Origin of the sequence: Enterocloster lavalensis, assembly GCF_046603895.1 — a bacterium.
GTDB lineage: Bacteria > Bacillota > Clostridia > Lachnospirales > Lachnospiraceae > Enterocloster > Enterocloster lavalensis.
Genome location: NZ_CP176637.1, coordinates 2,435,269 through 2,450,694, shown reverse-complemented (window position 1 = coordinate 2,450,694; position 15,426 = coordinate 2,435,269). Strand labels below are relative to the sequence as shown.

13 protein-coding genes are annotated in these 15,426 nt (G+C 56.2%); 12 read left to right on the top strand and 1 reads right to left on the bottom strand.

Features of this window, described 5'->3' with window-relative positions:
- Nucleotides 1–14 precede the first annotated feature (14 nt).
- Entirely contained in the window at nucleotides 15–818 is an 804-nt protein-coding gene (locus ACK2JC_RS10905; RefSeq protein WP_320938300.1) for a prepilin peptidase, read from the bottom strand.
- Between the two features lie 68 nt (nucleotides 819–886).
- On the opposite strand from ACK2JC_RS10905, the gene ACK2JC_RS10900 reads away from it, so the two are divergent.
- The 12 genes from ACK2JC_RS10900 (at nucleotide 887) to ltrA (ending at nucleotide 15,374) form a co-directional block, all read left to right on the top strand.
- The gene (locus tag ACK2JC_RS10900; RefSeq protein WP_320938299.1) at nucleotides 887–2,575 is read left to right on the top strand and encodes a GspE/PulE family protein; all 1,689 of its coding nucleotides are present in this window, start codon (nucleotides 887–889) and stop codon (nucleotides 2,573–2,575) included.
- Between the two features lie 18 nt (nucleotides 2,576–2,593).
- Nucleotides 2,594–2,944: a type II secretion system protein gene (locus tag ACK2JC_RS10895; protein WP_092369616.1), complete on the top strand. Its 351-nt coding sequence runs from the start codon at nucleotides 2,594–2,596 to the stop codon at nucleotides 2,942–2,944.
- 143 nt (nucleotides 2,945–3,087) lie between these two features.
- Nucleotides 3,088–3,543: a type II secretion system protein gene (locus ACK2JC_RS10890; protein WP_118755129.1), complete on the top strand. Its 456-nt coding sequence runs from the start codon at nucleotides 3,088–3,090 to the stop codon at nucleotides 3,541–3,543.
- 19 nt (nucleotides 3,544–3,562) lie between these two features.
- Entirely contained in the window at nucleotides 3,563–5,098 is a 1,536-nt protein-coding gene (gene cls, locus ACK2JC_RS10885; protein WP_320938298.1) for a cardiolipin synthase, read from the top strand.
- A gap of 39 nt (nucleotides 5,099–5,137) precedes the next feature.
- Nucleotides 5,138–5,650 (top strand): putative ABC transporter permease, encoded by a 513-nt coding sequence (locus ACK2JC_RS10880; RefSeq protein WP_330391521.1) that lies wholly within the window; start codon nucleotides 5,138–5,140, stop codon nucleotides 5,648–5,650.
- Nucleotides 5,651–5,790: 140 nt separating this feature from the next.
- Complete coding sequence (locus ACK2JC_RS10875; protein WP_092369607.1) at nucleotides 5,791–6,534, top strand: lysophospholipid acyltransferase family protein; 744 nt, start codon at nucleotides 5,791–5,793, stop codon at nucleotides 6,532–6,534.
- 16 nt (nucleotides 6,535–6,550) lie between these two features.
- On the top strand, nucleotides 6,551–7,687 hold the full coding sequence (gene pheA, locus ACK2JC_RS10870; RefSeq protein WP_092369604.1) for a prephenate dehydratase: 1,137 nt from the start codon (nucleotides 6,551–6,553) through the stop codon (nucleotides 7,685–7,687).
- Between the two features lie 17 nt (nucleotides 7,688–7,704).
- On the top strand, nucleotides 7,705–9,072 hold the full coding sequence (locus ACK2JC_RS10865) for an ATP-binding protein (protein WP_320938297.1): 1,368 nt from the start codon (nucleotides 7,705–7,707) through the stop codon (nucleotides 9,070–9,072).
- 176 nt (nucleotides 9,073–9,248) lie between these two features.
- Complete coding sequence (locus ACK2JC_RS10860) at nucleotides 9,249–10,811, top strand: exopolyphosphatase (RefSeq protein WP_092369597.1); 1,563 nt, start codon at nucleotides 9,249–9,251, stop codon at nucleotides 10,809–10,811.
- A gap of 3 nt (nucleotides 10,812–10,814) precedes the next feature.
- The gene (locus ACK2JC_RS10855) at nucleotides 10,815–13,454 is read left to right on the top strand and encodes an RNA degradosome polyphosphate kinase (RefSeq protein WP_320938296.1); all 2,640 of its coding nucleotides are present in this window, start codon (nucleotides 10,815–10,817) and stop codon (nucleotides 13,452–13,454) included.
- Between the two features lie 350 nt (nucleotides 13,455–13,804).
- The gene (locus ACK2JC_RS10850) at nucleotides 13,805–14,023 is read left to right on the top strand and encodes a hypothetical protein (protein WP_166434608.1); all 219 of its coding nucleotides are present in this window, start codon (nucleotides 13,805–13,807) and stop codon (nucleotides 14,021–14,023) included.
- On the top strand, nucleotides 13,983–15,374 hold the full coding sequence (gene ltrA, locus ACK2JC_RS10845; protein WP_411338489.1) for a group II intron reverse transcriptase/maturase: 1,392 nt from the start codon (nucleotides 13,983–13,985) through the stop codon (nucleotides 15,372–15,374). Before ACK2JC_RS10850 ends, ltrA begins: the two co-directional genes overlap by 41 nt.
- The last annotated feature ends 52 nt before the right edge of the window (nucleotides 15,375–15,426 follow it).

The following is a 15,426-nucleotide window of genomic DNA, read 5'->3' as shown; positions in this document are numbered from 1 at the left end:
GGGTGGGAACTGTCTCAAACCCCTCCGCGAAGCACCGGATTCAGATACCAGTTAAGGATTTGTTCGCCCCAAAGCAACGAGAGGATCAGGGAGACGGCGAAAAACGGGGCCATGGGAATGGACGAGCGACGATGGATTTTACCGCGCATCAGTGCCGGAACGACCCAGGCGGCGGCCAGGACATAGCCCCCAAACAGGGCAAGAAGCCCCCTCGGGAGGCCGAGATAGAAGCCGGATGCGGCCAGAAGCTTGATGTCGCCGCCTCCGATTCCGCCGCCGGTGAGCCAGGAGACAATGAACAGCGCAGATCCGATGAGGACCGCCGCAACAATATGATCGCCTAGGCTTTTCCAGGAAAACCGTGTCAGTAGGCCGTAAGCAGGCAGCGGGATCAAGGAGAGGAGTCCTGCCAGCAGGATGAACAGGGAGATGCCGTCCGGTATGTAGGTGAAATCCCAGTCAATCCAGGCCGCGGTGATCAGGACGGAAGCGAAGAGACAGGCCGGTACCGACCGGAATCCGGCCCCAAACACGTAAAAACAGAGCAGAAAGACCAGTCCGGTTAAGGCTTCGGTCAGCGGATAACGGCGGGAGATAGGCCGGTGGCAGTAGCGGCATTTGCCGCGCAGAAACAGCCAGGAGAAAACGGGGACCAGGTCTCCCGGACTCAGGGCGTGACCGCAGCGGGGGCAGGATGAGCGGCCTTTTATTGGGGAGAGCTGGCGGGGAAAACGCCACACACAGACGTTTAAGAAACTGCCGGTCCATAAGCCGGTAAAGAGATACACGGCTCCGTAAAACAGGTTGTACACTTCCATAAAACTCCCCTCCCGGTCGGATTGTCGGTTACAGTATAGCATTTACATGAGAAAGGAACAATCTTAATATGAATATTCCGGTGGAAACACTGTTGCTTGAGCGCGGTTTGCTGACAGAACGCCAGCTCAGGCGCGCTATGGAATTCAGGGAGCGCTGCCCGGACAAAGCTCTGGAAGAGATTCTGCTGGATTTCGGGTACGTGTCGGAGGCGGCTCTGTTGGCCTGCCTGGGAGAGCGGGACGGTCTGGAGGTGGTGGACTTGTCGGAGTACAAGGTGGACCCTGAGGCGGCCGGACTGATTTCCCACAACTTCTCGGATCAGTATCAGGTGCTTCCCATCGGCATTCGGAACGGGAAGCTGGTGGTGGCTGCGCGGGATCCGCTGATGTTCGATGTGTTCGACGAGATAGAGGCCGCGGCCGGGATGGAGCTGACCGTGGTTCTGGCCGCCGCAGAGTCCATACGGGATTGTGCGGCCGCGGTGTACCGGGAGCAGGATTTGAGCAATGCGGTGCAGAAGGTGAATAAGGAGGTCCAGGGTTCAGGCCACAGCCGGGAGGCTTGTGCGGCCAGCGAGCGCGTGGAGGGCACGCCCATTGTGAAAATGGTCAACACGCTGATTGAGCAGGCTTATGCCAGGGGCGCCAGCGACATCCACGTGGAGCCCATGGAGGACCGGCTTGTGATCCGTTTGCGGGTAAACGGCGATCTGGTGGAGCACACATCCATGGCAATGGAAGCCCACCGTCCCATCGTGACCAGGCTCAAAATCATGGGAGGCATGGATATTGCGGAAAAGAGGCTGCCCCAGGACGGCAAGTACCGCTATGACTGCGGACAGGTGAAAACGGACCTGAGGATTTCCGCTCTGCCCACAATCTACGGTGAGAAAATAGTGCTGAGACTTTTAAACAGCGCCCGGGACGACTGTCTGATGGATGTCCGGCGCTTGGGTATGACGGAGGAGCAGGAGGAGATATTCGAGCGGTTCATAAAAGCGCCCTACGGTCTGGTTCTGGTGACCGGTCCTACCGGAAGCGGCAAGACTACCACGCTCTACGCCGCCTTAAACCGGCTGGTCAGGCGGAAAATCAATGTGGTGACGGTGGAGGATCCTGTGGAGAAGGCCATAAGCGGAGCCACTCAGGTTCAGGTAAATGTGAAATCCGGCCTTACCTTTGCCGTAGCTCTGCGGGCCATACTCCGTCAGGACCCGGATGTGATCATGATCGGCGAGATGAGGGACGGAGAAACCGCATCCATCGGCGTGCGCGCCGCCATTACGGGACACCTGGTATTTTCCACGCTGCACACCAACGACTGCGCGGCCAGCGTCGCAAGGCTGCTGGATATGGGCGTGGTCCCCTACATGGCCGCGGCGGCCCTCACCGGAGTGATCGCGCAGCGCCTGGTGAAGGAGCTTTGCCCGCACTGCCGCCGGGAGTATGAACCGGACGGCAGGGAGCGGGAACTTCTGGGCGGTGCTGCCCCGGAAACGGTAAAACGGCTCTGGAAACCGGTGGGCTGCAGCCGCTGCGGTAATACCGGTTATTCCGGAAGGCGCGCCATCTACGAGTTTATGGAGGTGGACGAGAAGATCGGCGGCATGATCCAAAAAGGGATATCGCCCCACGAGATACGGACCGTGCTGCGGAAAAACGGAAGCAAGAGCCTGCGGGAGCAGGCAAGGGATATGACGATCCGGGGAGAAACTTCCATGGAGGAGCTGGAAAAGATCATCTATTCCGTTGAATGAGGACAGAAAGGAAAACATATGAGGAGAACTGACAGAAAGCGCAAGACGAACGGAGGATTTACGCTGGTGGAGCTGATCTGCGTTATCGCAATCATGGCAATATTGATTGCGGTGGCAGTGCCGTCCTATCAGAACATGCAGAATAAATCCGCCGAGCAGGTAGCCATGGCCAACGCCAGATCCGAGTATTCCGCGGGTAAGGCGCAGCAGGCTTTGGTGGACGCACAGGTGCTGAAGCCGGATGAGACGGAGTCCTACGATTACGATCCCATCAGCGACACCGCCACCTGGGTGGGCGAGATCAACGGGAAAACGTACACCGCAACATTTGACGGAAAATCGGGGGAGGGAACGGTCAGCCACAAATAGCGTGAGCGCGGCCAAAGCGCGCGGCCAAAGTAGCACGCCCCTTGGGGGGATTTCTTGCCAAAGGCCGGTATTTATGATACAATGGGCCATTGGCAGGGGCCGGTCGCGGAGTGGACCGGAACCATAGTGGGACTGAAAAAGAGATGAGAAGAAGATCAAAACAGAACAAAAGAGGCGGTTATACACTGGTGGAACTGGTAGCCGTCATAGCAATCATAGCGATTCTCGTGACATCCAGCCTGCCCCATATGAACTGGCTTACGAAGGCGGCCAGGCGCGTTGCCTCGGAAAATGAGGCGGTGGAGGTGGCAAATGCGGTGAGACGGTATGTACATGACAAAATGGACACGGGCGAGCTGTCCCCTACATCGACCAAGCCGATGCGTGATCTGATCAATCTGGAGCTTGAGAAGCCGGACAACGTGCTTCGGGATTATATTAGCGGAGGGATGGAAGGCGCGCGGATCGAGTCGTTCTTCATCGATCTGAAGACCGGTATCCTGGGTCAGCTCACCTATGTGAATCAGTTTGACCGCGTTCGGATAAGCTATGACAACGAGGGCAGACAGACCGTGGAGCACGTGGGCCCGGGAATATAAGAAAGAGAGGTGGCCGGTAATGAGAGAAATATGGCAGAGCACGGTGGAGGTGTGGTCCTGGCTGATGCAGCATCTGTGGTTTATCAACGTGCTGCTCTCCATCGTGATTGTATTTTTCCAGCGCCGGGATCCTAAGACCGTGTGGACCTGGCTGTTGGCCATCTATTTTATCCCCGTTTTCGGGGTTGCGTTTTACCTGCTGTTCGGCCAGGACATGAAAAAGAGCCGTATGTTCCGGGTGAAAGAGGCGGACGACCGGCTGAAGTTCCCCATCAAGAGCCAGGAGGCCGTGATCCGCTCCGAGCGCAGAGAGGACCATCACCCGGATGCCATGACCAGGGAGTACAGCAGCCTGGTGCTCTACAATCTGGAAACTTCCGGCGCGGTTCTGACCTCGGACAACGCGGTGGATATTTACACCGACGGCCGTGAGAAATTCGAGGCGCTGCGCCAGGCGCTGCGGGGGGCCAGACGTTTTATCCACATCCAATACTATATCATCAAAAATGACGAGGTATTCGATTCCATTGTCCCCATTCTGATCGAAAAGGTCAAGGAGGGCGTGGAAGTCCGCATCCTCTACGACGGCATGGGCGGGCGGTTTATGCCCAAGCGGCGCTGGGAAGAGATGCGTTTGGCCGGAATCCGGGTGGGCACGTTCTTTCCGCCCTTTCTTGGCTGGCTGAACCTGCGCGTCAATTACCGCAACCACCGCAAGATTGTGGTGATCGACGGCACCACAGGGTTTGTGGGCGGCTTCAACATCGGCCGGGAGTACATTTCCAAAGATCCCCAGTTCGGCTATTGGCGGGACACTCACTTAAAGATCAAGGGGGAGGCGGCCATCAGCCTACAAATCCGTTTTGCCCTGGACTGGAATTATGCCACCGGAGAAAATCTGTTCAAGGACCTGAGTTATTTCGGGGACGAGGCCGAGGCGGCCAGAAAACGTCCTATGGGCGAAGGAAACGGCCATATCTGGCCCAAGGACCAGGCGGATGCGGAGCAGGTGTACATGCAGATTATCACCAGCGGGCCGGATACCAGGGAGCCTCACATCCGCAACAACTACCTGGAGCTGTTTCACAAGGCCAAGCGCCATATTTATATTCAGACGCCGTATTTTATTCCCGACGACGCGATTCTCTCCGCCCTGAAAATCGCGGCCTCCTCCGGGGTGGACGTGCGCCTGATGATCCCCTGCAAGCCGGACCACCCCTTTGTGTACTGGGCCACCTGCTCCTACGCGGGCGAGCTTTTGGATTACGGGGCCCGCTGCTATGTGTATGAGAACGGTTTCCTGCACTCCAAGGGTGTGATGGTGGACGGACAGGTCAGCTGCTACGGAACCGCCAACATGGATATCCGCAGCTTTGAGCTGAATTTCGAGGTGAACGCCACGATCTACGACCAAAAGACCACCGAGCGGCTGGAGAAGGCCTTTATGGACGATCTGCCCCACTGCCGGGAGATCACCCGGGAGGATTACCACAGCCGCAGGCTGTGGATGCGCCTGAAGGAGCAGATGTGCAGGCTGCTGTCGCCGCTTTTGTAAAACGGCGGGGCCGCGGTAAGTTCTGGAAATGAAAAATCCATGTATGGCACGGCGGGGCTTTTGTCCATACTATGGTTTATGAAAACGCTTAATTTAAAACAATTTTTGATTAACTTCTGCCGCTGCGGCATCGCCGGCTGGTGCCTGGAGGTGATGTTCACCTCCGTGGATTCCATCATGGCCGGGGACTGGCGGCTGATGGGCAGAACTTCTTTAATAATGTTTCCGATTTACGGCATGGGCGCGCTTTTGGGACCCATCAGCGGCATGATGGACAGCTGGCTGTCCGATCTGCCCGGCTTTGAGGAGGCCTCCCGGGAGCGGATCAGTCCCCTGGCCCTGGCTATCCGTCACGGGCTGCTGTTTATGGTGATGATCTTTATTGCGGAGTACGTGACCGGAATCTGGCTGACCGGCGCTGGAATCTGTCCCTGGGACTACTCCAGATGGCCGGACAACGTGGACGGCGTCATCCGTCTGAATTTTGCCCCGCTGTGGTTTTTTACCGGCCTGTTGTTCGAACGAATCACAAAATCAAAGAGCAGATCATGATACGAAAACCTGTTTCCAGGGTATTGTATTTGATCTGCTATTTTAATATAATAGAGGAAAAATATCCATGAAGTGGAAATGATTCTGTCATGGTTCCGCCGAGCTGGATAAAGATGACGTACATAGTAAGGAGAACACCGATGTTAAGGATTATTTTGGTCGCATCGACCGTAGTGCTGTTCCTGATTTTCAGTATCCCGATTCTGGGGATTCTGGCGCTGGTGGGGAAGGGAAACAGCCGCGCAAAACAGGACTGGAGCCTGCGGATCGTCCGCAGCGTGTTCCGGTTCATCCTGAAGCTGGCCGGCGTGACCATTACCGTCCAGGGCCTGGAGAACATACCCCGGGACCGGGCCGTGCTCTATGTGGGAAACCACCGCAGTTATTTTGACATCCTCACCGGGTATGTGACCGTTCCTGGCCTGACCGGATTTGTGGCAAAGAAGGAGATGGTTAAGATCCCGCTTCTGAGTACCTGGATGTCTTATGTAAACTGCCTGTTTCTGGACCGGGTGAACATCAAGGAGGGGTTAAAGACCATCCTTGAGGGCATCGAGAAGGTGAAGTCCGGCGTTTCCATCTGGATTTTCCCGGAGGGGACCCGCAACGAGGGAGATTTGACGGACCTGCTTCCGTTTCACGAGGGCAGCTTAAAGATCGCTGAGAAGAGCGGCTGCCCGGTGATTCCCGTGGCAATCACCGGCACGGCGGAGGTGTTTGAGGACCATCTCCCCCTGATTCGTTCCAGCCACGTTGTGATCCGCTACGGCGAGCCCATCTTCCTAAAGGAGCTGGAGCCGGCCAAGCGGAAGTTTTCCGGCGCTTACACCCGGGACGTGATCATTTCCATGTTAAACGAGATGGAGAAAGAAAAAAATAATTGACGGAGAAAGACAACCTATGAAGAACCTGGATTTGGGAGAATTGAGAGGGCAGCTGGACGAGATCGACGGCCAGTTGGTCCGCCTGTTCGAGCAGCGCATGAAGATCTGCGCGGATGTGGCGGAATACAAGATAGAGACGGGTAAGGCCGTGTACGACGGGGAGCGGGAACGCCAGAAGCTGGAAGCGGTGGGCGCGATGGCCCACGGCGACTTTAACAGCCAGGCGGTACAGGAGCTGTTTTCCCAGCTGATGACGGTCAGCCGGAAGCGCCAGTACCAGCTGCTGGCCCGGCACGGCAAGGGAATTGACACCGGATTCCAGGTGATCGAAGCGATTCAGACGTCCGGAGCGCGGGTGGCGTATCAGGGCGTTGAGGGTTCCTACGGACACGGGGCGGCCCTCCAGTTCTTTGGCCGGGAGGCCTCGCTCTACCATGTGACGGCCATGGAGGACGTGATGGCGGAGGTAGAGGAAGGCCGGGCCGACTATGGAGTGCTTCCCATCGAGAACTCCTCGGCGGGAGCGGTCAGCGACAATTACGATCTGCTGGTGAAACACAACAACTATATCGTGGCCGAGACGCAGTTGGCGGTGCGCCACGCGCTGCTGGGACTGCCGGAGGCGAGGCTGGAGGACGTGGAGCTTGTCTATTCCCATCCCCAGGCTCTGATGCAGTGCTCCCAGTATTTAAACTCCCATCCCCAGTGGCGCCAGATCAGCCTGGAGAACACTGCGGCTGCGGCGTTAAAGGTCACCCGGGACGGAGACTGCCGCCAGGCGGCAGTGGCCAGCGAGATCGCGGGCAGGCTTTACGGCCTCAAGGTGCTGGCCCCGGGGATCAACCACAACAAGAACAATACCACTCGGTTTATCGTGCTTTCCCGGGAGGCCGTGTACCGAAAGGACGCGTCCAAGGTCAGCATTTGCTTTGAGGGACTTCACCGCAGCGGCTCTCTGTACAATATGCTGGGCAATTTCATTTTCAACAACGTCAACATGCTGATGATCGAGTCCCGGCCCATCGAGGGCCGCAGCTGGGAATACCGGTTCTTTGTGGACGTGGAGGGCTCCCTGGGAGACGCCGCCGTCCAGAACGCGTTAAAAGGTATTTCCGAGGAAGCGGTCAGCATGCGGATTTTGGGCAATTATTAGATAAGAGGGTGAGCGACATGGATACAAGACAGTTGATTATATACCGTAACCTGGAATATCAGGAGTTATTTGAGGAGTTCGCCGGGCTGCTGGAGGGCGCCGGGGAGCGGAAGGACGCCGGGAGCCTGGAACTCGCCGGGGAGCGGAAGGACGCCGGGAGCCTGGAAATCGCCGGGGAACAGAAGGACACCGGGAGCCGGAAGGACGCCTCCGGCCGGGAGGCGGTGCTTGCCAACCAGCTGATCGAGCTGGCGGTGACCTACGGATTTGAGGGGAATTTATGGCATTGCTTCATGGCCTTCTGCCTGGCCAACAATGAGAACGCCTACAGCACCACCTGTGAGATCCAGGGCGGCGCGGGCGGCTCCCTTGACCAGCTGGCGCGCCGGGACTTCGCCGTGTTCAAGGATCTGTTCGACCGGGATATCCGGGTTCTGGGCGGACCGGTGTGGGAGATGTTAGCGGCCTACAAACCGGCCCGGACGGACAGCAAGGTATTTAACAAGCGCATCCGCGACCGCATCGTAAATCTGGCGGTCCAGCTGGAGCAGGCGACGGACGTGGACGCTTTCCAGCGGCTGGTGGTGGATTTCTACCGGGAGTTCGGCGTGGGTAAATTCGGCCTCAACAAGGCGTTTCGGGTGGTGGAGAAGGAAAACGGCCAGCAGGTGATCATCGATCCCATCATCAATGTGGAGCATGTGTATCTGAACGACATCGTGGGCTATGAGCTGCAGAAGAAAAAGCTGATCGAGAACACCGAGGCGTTTATCCGCGGAAAAGAGGCCAACAACGTGCTGCTGTACGGGGACGCGGGAACCGGGAAGTCCAGCAGCGTCAAGGCGATCCTGAATGAATATTATCACCAGGGGCTGCGTATCATTGAGGTATATAAGCACCAGTTTAAGGCGCTCTCCGACGTGCTGGAGCAGATCAAGGACCGGAACTACAAGTTCATCATCTACATGGACGACCTGTCCTTCGAGGACTATGAGCTGGAGTATAAATATTTGAAGGCGATCCTTGAGGGCGGTCTGGGAAAACGCCCCAGAAACGTGCTGATTTACGCCACCTCCAACCGCCGTCACCTGATCCGGGAGAAGTTCAGCGACAAGCGGGAGCTGGACGACGAGCTCCACAACAACGACACGGTGCAGGAGAAGCTGTCTTTAGCCGCGCGTTTTGGCGTGACCATCTACTACGGGTCCCCGGACAAGTTCCAGTTCCAGAAGATCGTCAGCGTGCTGGCGGAGCGCTACCACGTAAATCTGCCGGAGGAGGAGCTTTACGCGGAGGCCAACAAGTGGGAGTTGAGCCACGGAGGACTTTCAGGCAGAACAGCGTCCCAGTTTATCACCCATCTGCTGGGCACCCTGGTGGAGTAGGTTTTACACATATTTTACGGGAAATTTACCGGGATTCGCTGCGCGGGAGCCGGGAATCCGGTATCATTGGATGCAATGGGCCGCTGGCGTAAGCCTGCGGGCCATTGTTGAAAGAGAGAAAAGGCGTCGGATGAGGACGGCCCCGGCCGTTGTTTGCGGGGAGGGGAGGAACAAAAGTGGCAGTTCAATTATTTGCGGCAATCGATGTGGGCTCCTTTGAGCTGGAGCTGGGCATCTACGAGATATCGGGGAAAAACGGCGTGCGGCGCGTGGATCACATCCGCCACATGATCGCCCTGGGAAAAGAGACATACAGCGAGGGCAAGATCAGTTACGACCTGGTGGAGGAAATGTGCCAGGTTCTGGAAGATTTTGTAAAAACCATGAACGGGTACAAGGTGAAGGGCTACCGGGCCTACGCCACCAGCGCCATGCGGGAGGCCAAGAACAACCAGATCATCCTGGACCAGATCCGCGTGCGCACTGGGCTGAAGGTTCGGATCATCAGCAACTCGGAGCAGCGCTTTATCAGCTACAAGGCCATCGCCTCCAAGGCGGCGGAGTTTAACAAGATCATTCAGAAAGGCACGGCCATCGTGGACGTGGGCTTTGGCAGCGCCCAGATTTCCCTGTTCGACAAGGACGCCCTGGTGACGACCCAGAACCTGTCCCTGGGTTCCCTGCGCATTCGGGAGCTGCTGGCCAGAATCCCGGCCAGCGCCAAGGCCCACAGGGAACAGATCGAGGAGTTGGTGGACAACGAGCTATTCACCTTCCGGAAAATGTATTTAAAGGACCGGGAGATCACCAACCTGATTGGAATCGGGGAAAATATTCTCTATATGATGCGCCAGATGCAGTCCAAGCCCGTGGGGGATAAGGTGGAGGCGTCGGTGCTGAACACATTTTATGAAAAATTTAACAAGCTGACTCTGGATCAGGTGGAGGAGCGGTTTGGGGTGAATGCCGAGTACGCCTCCCTGCTTATGCCCACCGTGATGGTTTACAAGCGTATTTTGGAGCTGACCGGCGCTCAGATGTTCTGGATTCCGGGCATCCGGCTCTGCGACGGCATCGCGGCCGAGTACGCGGACGATACCCGCCTGGTGCGGTTCACCCACAGCTTTGAGAACGACATTCTGGCCGCGTCCCGGAACATGGCCAAGCGTTACAAATGCCACGCCAGCCACAGCCAGGTGCTGGAGGAGTACGCCCTGGGCATCTTCGACTGTATGCGGAAGTACCATGGGCTGGGCGGACGGGAGCGGCTGCTCCTGCAGATTTCCGCCATCCTGCACTCCTGCGGCAAATTCATCAGCATGAGAAATTCCAACGAGTGTTCCTACAATATTATTATGTCTACGGAGATCATCGGCCTGAGCCATCTGGAACGGGAGATCATCGCCAACGTGGTGCGCTACAATATCCGGGATTTCGACTATGACAAGGTACAGCTGGAGGGCACGTACCAGGAGGGCACCGTGGAGCTGGACCAGAAGGGCATGACCATTCTGATCGCCAAGCTGACGGCCATCCTGCGGCTGGCCAATTCCATGGACAGAAGCCACCGGGGCAAGCTGGCGGACTGCCGCATGAGCATCCGGGAGGGGGAACTGGTGATCACCACGGGTTATGAGGGGGATATCGCGCTGGAGGCCATGTCGTTTGAGCAGAAAGCGGATTTCTTTGAGGAAATTTACGGCATACGGCCGGTGCTAAGGCAGAAGAGGAGGATATAAGCCATGGCAGACGCAGAAAAGACGAAGAGCTCCAAGGCTTCCAAGGCAAAAGCCGTGGACGCCGCCGGGAAAAAGGCGGTTCCGGAAGCTGGAGCGGAACATAGAGCGGCGGAAACCCCGGACGTGGAGGAGAATCCCCAGGTAGAGCGGGAGATGGACGGGAAAGCCGCGGGAAAGCCGGAGGCGAAGAAGAAAGCCGCGGATAAGCCGGAAGCGAAAAAGAAAGCCGGGGATAAACCGGAGGCGAAGAAAGAAGCCCCAGGCAAGACTGAGGCGAAGAAAGAAGCCACGGGCAAACTGGAGGCGAAGAAAGAAGCCACGGGCAAGCCGGAGGCGAAGAAAGAAGCCACGGGCAAGCCTGAGTCTAAGAAAGAAGCCCCAGGTAAACCAGAGGCGGCGAAGAAAGCCGCGCCCAAACCTGCGGCAGTGAAAAAGGCAGCGGCGAAATCTGGCGGGCAGAAGAAGCCCGCCGTGGCGGAGGAACCCGCACAGGAGCTGGATTTTGGCGCGAACCCGGACAATTATGTCAACCGGGAACTGAGCTGGCTGGAATTCAACTACCGGGTGCTCAGCGAGGCCAGGGATAAGACGCTGCCTCTGTTTGAGCGGCTGAAATTCCTCAGCATCACGGCCTCCAACCTGGACGAATTTTACATGGTGCGCGTGGCTTCCTTGAAAGATATGGTGCACGCCAAGTACATGAAACCGGACATCGCCGGGATGACGCCGACCAGACAGCTGGAGGCCATTGCGGAACGGACCCATCAGCTGGTGGACCTGCAGTATTCCACCTATAACCGCTCCCTGCTCCCCGTGCTGCGCATGAACGGCCTGCGGGTGATCACGGAGCACGAGGACCTGACGGAGGACGAGGCGTACTATGTGGACCGGTATTTCAACGAGAACGTGTATCCGGTTCTGACGCCCATGGCCTTCGACTCCTCCCGGCCGTTTCCGCTGATCCGCAACAAGACTTTGAACATTGCGGCCCTTCTTCGGAAAAAGAACGGCGAGGAGGACGACGAGCTGGATTTCGCCATGGTTCAGGTGCCATCCGTAATCCCGAGGATCGTGGAGCTGCCTGAGGAGAAGGATGAAGAGGGCAATCCCCAGCGGGTGGTAATCCTGCTGGAGGAGATCATTGAGCGCAATATGCCGTCCCTGTTCCTAAACTATGATATCATCGCCTCCCAGCCCTTCCGGGTTATGCGAAACGCCGACCTGACCATCGACGAGGAGGAGGCGGTGGACCTGCTGGAGGAGATTCAGAAGCAGTTAAAGAAGCGCCAGTGGGGCGAGGCGATCCGTCTGGAAATCCAGGCGGGCGTGGATAAACGCCTGCTGAAGATTCTGAAAAAGGAGCTGTCCATCAACAGCCAGGACATTTTCGACATCAATGGCCCCCTGGATCTGACCTTCCTGATGAAGATGTACGGGCTGAGGGGATTTGACCATCTCAAAGCGCCCGGGTATACCCCCAAGCCGGTGCCTGCGCTGATGAATGAGGACGATATTTTCACCAACATCCGCAAAGGGGACATTCTCCTGCACCATCCCTACCAGAGCTTTGACCCGGTGGTGCGGTTTGTGCGCAGCGCGGCCCGTGACCCGGAGGTGCTGGCTATCAAGCAGACGCTGTACCGCGTCAGCGGCAACTCGCCCATTGTGGCGGCTCTGGCCGAGGCGGCGGACAACGGCAAGCAGGTGTCGGTTTTGGTGGAGCTGAAGGCGCGTTTTGACGAGGAGAACAACATCAACTGGGCCAAGAAGCTGGAGAAGGCGGGCTGTCACGTGATATACGGCCTGGTGGGATTAAAGACCCACAGCAAGATTACGCTGGTGGTGCGCATGGAGGAGGACGGCATCCGCCGCTACGTGCACCTGGGCACCGGAAACTATAACGATTCCACCGCCAAGCTGTACACGGACTGCGGCATCTTAACCTGCAGTCCCCAGATCGGCGAGGATGCCACGGCGGTGTTCAACATGCTGTCCGGTTATTCCGAGCCCCTGGCCTGGAACCGGCTCTCCGTGGCGCCACTGTGGCTGCGGGCGCGCTGCCTGCGCATGATCCGCCGTGAGACGGAGAATGCCCTGGCCGGGCGCGAGGCCCACATTATGGCCAAGATGAATTCCCTCTGCGACAAGGAGATCATCACCGCCTTGTATGAGGCCAGCCACGCCGGAGTGAAGGTGGAGCTGGTGATCCGGGGCATCTGCTGCCTGCGCGCAGGCGTGCCGGGACTGAGCGAAAATATCTCGGTGCGCTCCATTGTGGGCAATTTCCTGGAGCACAGCCGCATCCTGTACTTTTACAACGATGGCAGCGAGGAGCTTTACATGGGCAGCGCGGACTGGATGCCCAGAAACCTGGACCGCCGGGTGGAGATCATGTTCCCGGTGGAGGACGAGGCCCTTAAGGCTAAGGTGATCCACATTCTGGAGGTGGAGCTTGCGGACAACGTGAAGGCCCACATCCTGCAGCCCGACGGCACCTATGAGAAGGTGGATAAGCGGGGCAAGGTTCTGGTCAATTCCCAGCAGCAGTTCTGCGAGGAGGCCACAGCCGAGGCAAAGGCGGTGTTTGAGGCCATGGATCCGGCGGTGACGCGGATTTTCAAGCCCATTGAGAGCAGCAACTAAAACGCCGTCCGCGGCCGATTATTTCCAATCAATTAAACAGCCGGTACATCTGTGCGAGAAGGAGTGCACAGAGGTACCGGCTGTTTTTGCGGGTGCGCCCGGCGGCGCACGTTTCTAACCGGTGCAAGTCCGGAATCCGCCCGGTAGTGGGAAGGATATAGCCGAAGGCAAGGGTGTCCATCGTGAGGTGGAATCTGAAGGAAGCCGGATATGGGGAACATACTAACCCATGGGCAAATCTCTGGTCTGACGAACAGAAATCACATCAGGCTATGCATGAGGGTAAGACTGCCCCACAAGTTGAAGCCCAATAACTACACGGAATCATGTATGGTAAATGTGGCAGATAGATGGAGAGAAAGAAACGTGTGGTACCCGGGGAGGTCTGTACGATATGTCCTGAAAGGGATAACCATCATCGTGAGATAATGCTGAACGTACAGAAGTCAGCCGAGGTCATAGTAGCCGAGAGGCGAAGGACCGAATCAATAGGAGTCCTTAGTACAACCGGGAAAGGAGGAAAGAACATTGGGTGCAGAAAACAGAGAAAGCTGCTTGCAAAGAGATAGCGCGGAACGTGAAGGGTATGTGAGAGCGCACCGTTCTTTCCGTCGGATATGGAAAGAATGGGACAGTGCACAACCGGAGCTCTTAGAGAAGATACTGGATAAGGACAACCTGAACAGAGCGTTCAAAAGAGTAAAGGCAAACAAGGGTGCGCCGGGAATCGACGGAATGACCGTGGAGGAAGCCGGAGCATACCTTCGGGAGAACCAGAAAGAGCTTATCGGGAGAATCAAAAGGGGGAAATATACTCCCGACCCGGTAAGACGAGTGGAAATCCCAAAGCCAGACGGTGGAATACGAAAGCTTGGTATTCCAACCGTCAAAGACCGTATTTTCCAGCAAGCCATAACACAACAGCTCATGCCGGTCTATGAGCCGTCATTCTCGGAAAACAGCTATGGTTATCGACCGGGGAGAAGCGCAAAAGACGCCATTCTGAAAGTGAAGGAGTATGCAGAACAGGGATATACCCATGCAGTGACATTAGACCTGTCGAAATACTTTGATACACTTAACCACGAAATGCTCCTGAATATCTTGCGAAGGAATATAAAGGACGAAAGGGTAATCCAGTGGATTAAGAGATACTTAAAGAGTGGTGTCATGGAAAACGGTATAGTCATGGAAACAGAAGAAGGATCGCCGCAGGGCGGAAACATCTCGCCACTGTTGGCAAATATCTATCTGAACGAGTTCGACCAGGAGTTTGAGAAGCGGGGAGTGGCATTTGTACGCTATGCAGACGATATTGTGCTGTTAGCTAAAAGTGAGAGAGCCGCAAAGAGATTACTGGAATCCAGCACGAAATATCTGGAGAAAACACTGAAACTGAAAGTGAATCAAAAGAAAAGTCGTGTGGTAAGTGTGTTTGCAATCCGAAATTTTAAGTTTCTTGGCTTCACATTGGGAAAGAACGGGAAGGGCATATATGTCCGGGTTCATGGGAAGTCATGGAAGAAGATGAAGACAAAACTGAAAGAGCTCAGTTCCCGAAGGTCTTGTCAGAGTATACGTCCTTCATTGGAAAAGATAAAAGTATTCATGCGTGGATGGCTGAATTATTATGGGATTGCGGATATGAAGAACAGGATAGACGAACTAAACTCATGGCTGTATCACCGTATTCGAATGTGCATATGGAAACAATGGAAGTTACCCAAAACAAGGAAAAGAAACCTTATAAAACTCGGGATACCTGAATATTTTGCACATCAGGCGGCAAACAGCCGCAGGAAATACTGGTATGTAACGGGAATGGGAGCGGTCAACAGAGCATTAACACAAGAAAGACTGATAAACAGTGGCTTTTATGATTTAGCTACTGCCTATCAGTCCGTGCACGTCAACTATTGAAACCGCCGTGTACCGAACGGTACGCACGGTGGTGTGAGAGGACGGGAGTTAA

What these genes read in the sequence shown, in the direction of transcription:
- ACK2JC_RS10905 (WP_320938300.1), bottom strand. Translation starts at nt 818, where the DNA reads ATGGAAGTGTACAACCTGTTTTACGGAGCCGTGTATCTCTTTACCGGC.
- ACK2JC_RS10900 (WP_320938299.1), top strand. Translation starts at nt 887, where the DNA reads ATGAATATTCCGGTGGAAACACTGTTGCTTGAGCGCGGTTTGCTGACA.
- ACK2JC_RS10895 (WP_092369616.1), top strand. Translation starts at nt 2,594, where the DNA reads ATGAGGAGAACTGACAGAAAGCGCAAGACGAACGGAGGATTTACGCTG.
- ACK2JC_RS10890 (WP_118755129.1), top strand. Translation starts at nt 3,088, where the DNA reads ATGAGAAGAAGATCAAAACAGAACAAAAGAGGCGGTTATACACTGGTG.
- cls (WP_320938298.1), top strand. Translation starts at nt 3,563, where the DNA reads ATGAGAGAAATATGGCAGAGCACGGTGGAGGTGTGGTCCTGGCTGATG.
- ACK2JC_RS10880 (WP_330391521.1), top strand. Translation starts at nt 5,138, where the DNA reads ATGTATGGCACGGCGGGGCTTTTGTCCATACTATGGTTTATGAAAACG.
- ACK2JC_RS10875 (WP_092369607.1), top strand. Translation starts at nt 5,791, where the DNA reads ATGTTAAGGATTATTTTGGTCGCATCGACCGTAGTGCTGTTCCTGATT.
- pheA (WP_092369604.1), top strand. Translation starts at nt 6,551, where the DNA reads ATGAAGAACCTGGATTTGGGAGAATTGAGAGGGCAGCTGGACGAGATC.
- ACK2JC_RS10865 (WP_320938297.1), top strand. Translation starts at nt 7,705, where the DNA reads ATGGATACAAGACAGTTGATTATATACCGTAACCTGGAATATCAGGAG.
- ACK2JC_RS10855 (WP_320938296.1), top strand. Translation starts at nt 10,815, where the DNA reads ATGGCAGACGCAGAAAAGACGAAGAGCTCCAAGGCTTCCAAGGCAAAA.
- ACK2JC_RS10850 (WP_166434608.1), top strand. Translation starts at nt 13,805, where the DNA reads ATGGAGAGAAAGAAACGTGTGGTACCCGGGGAGGTCTGTACGATATGT.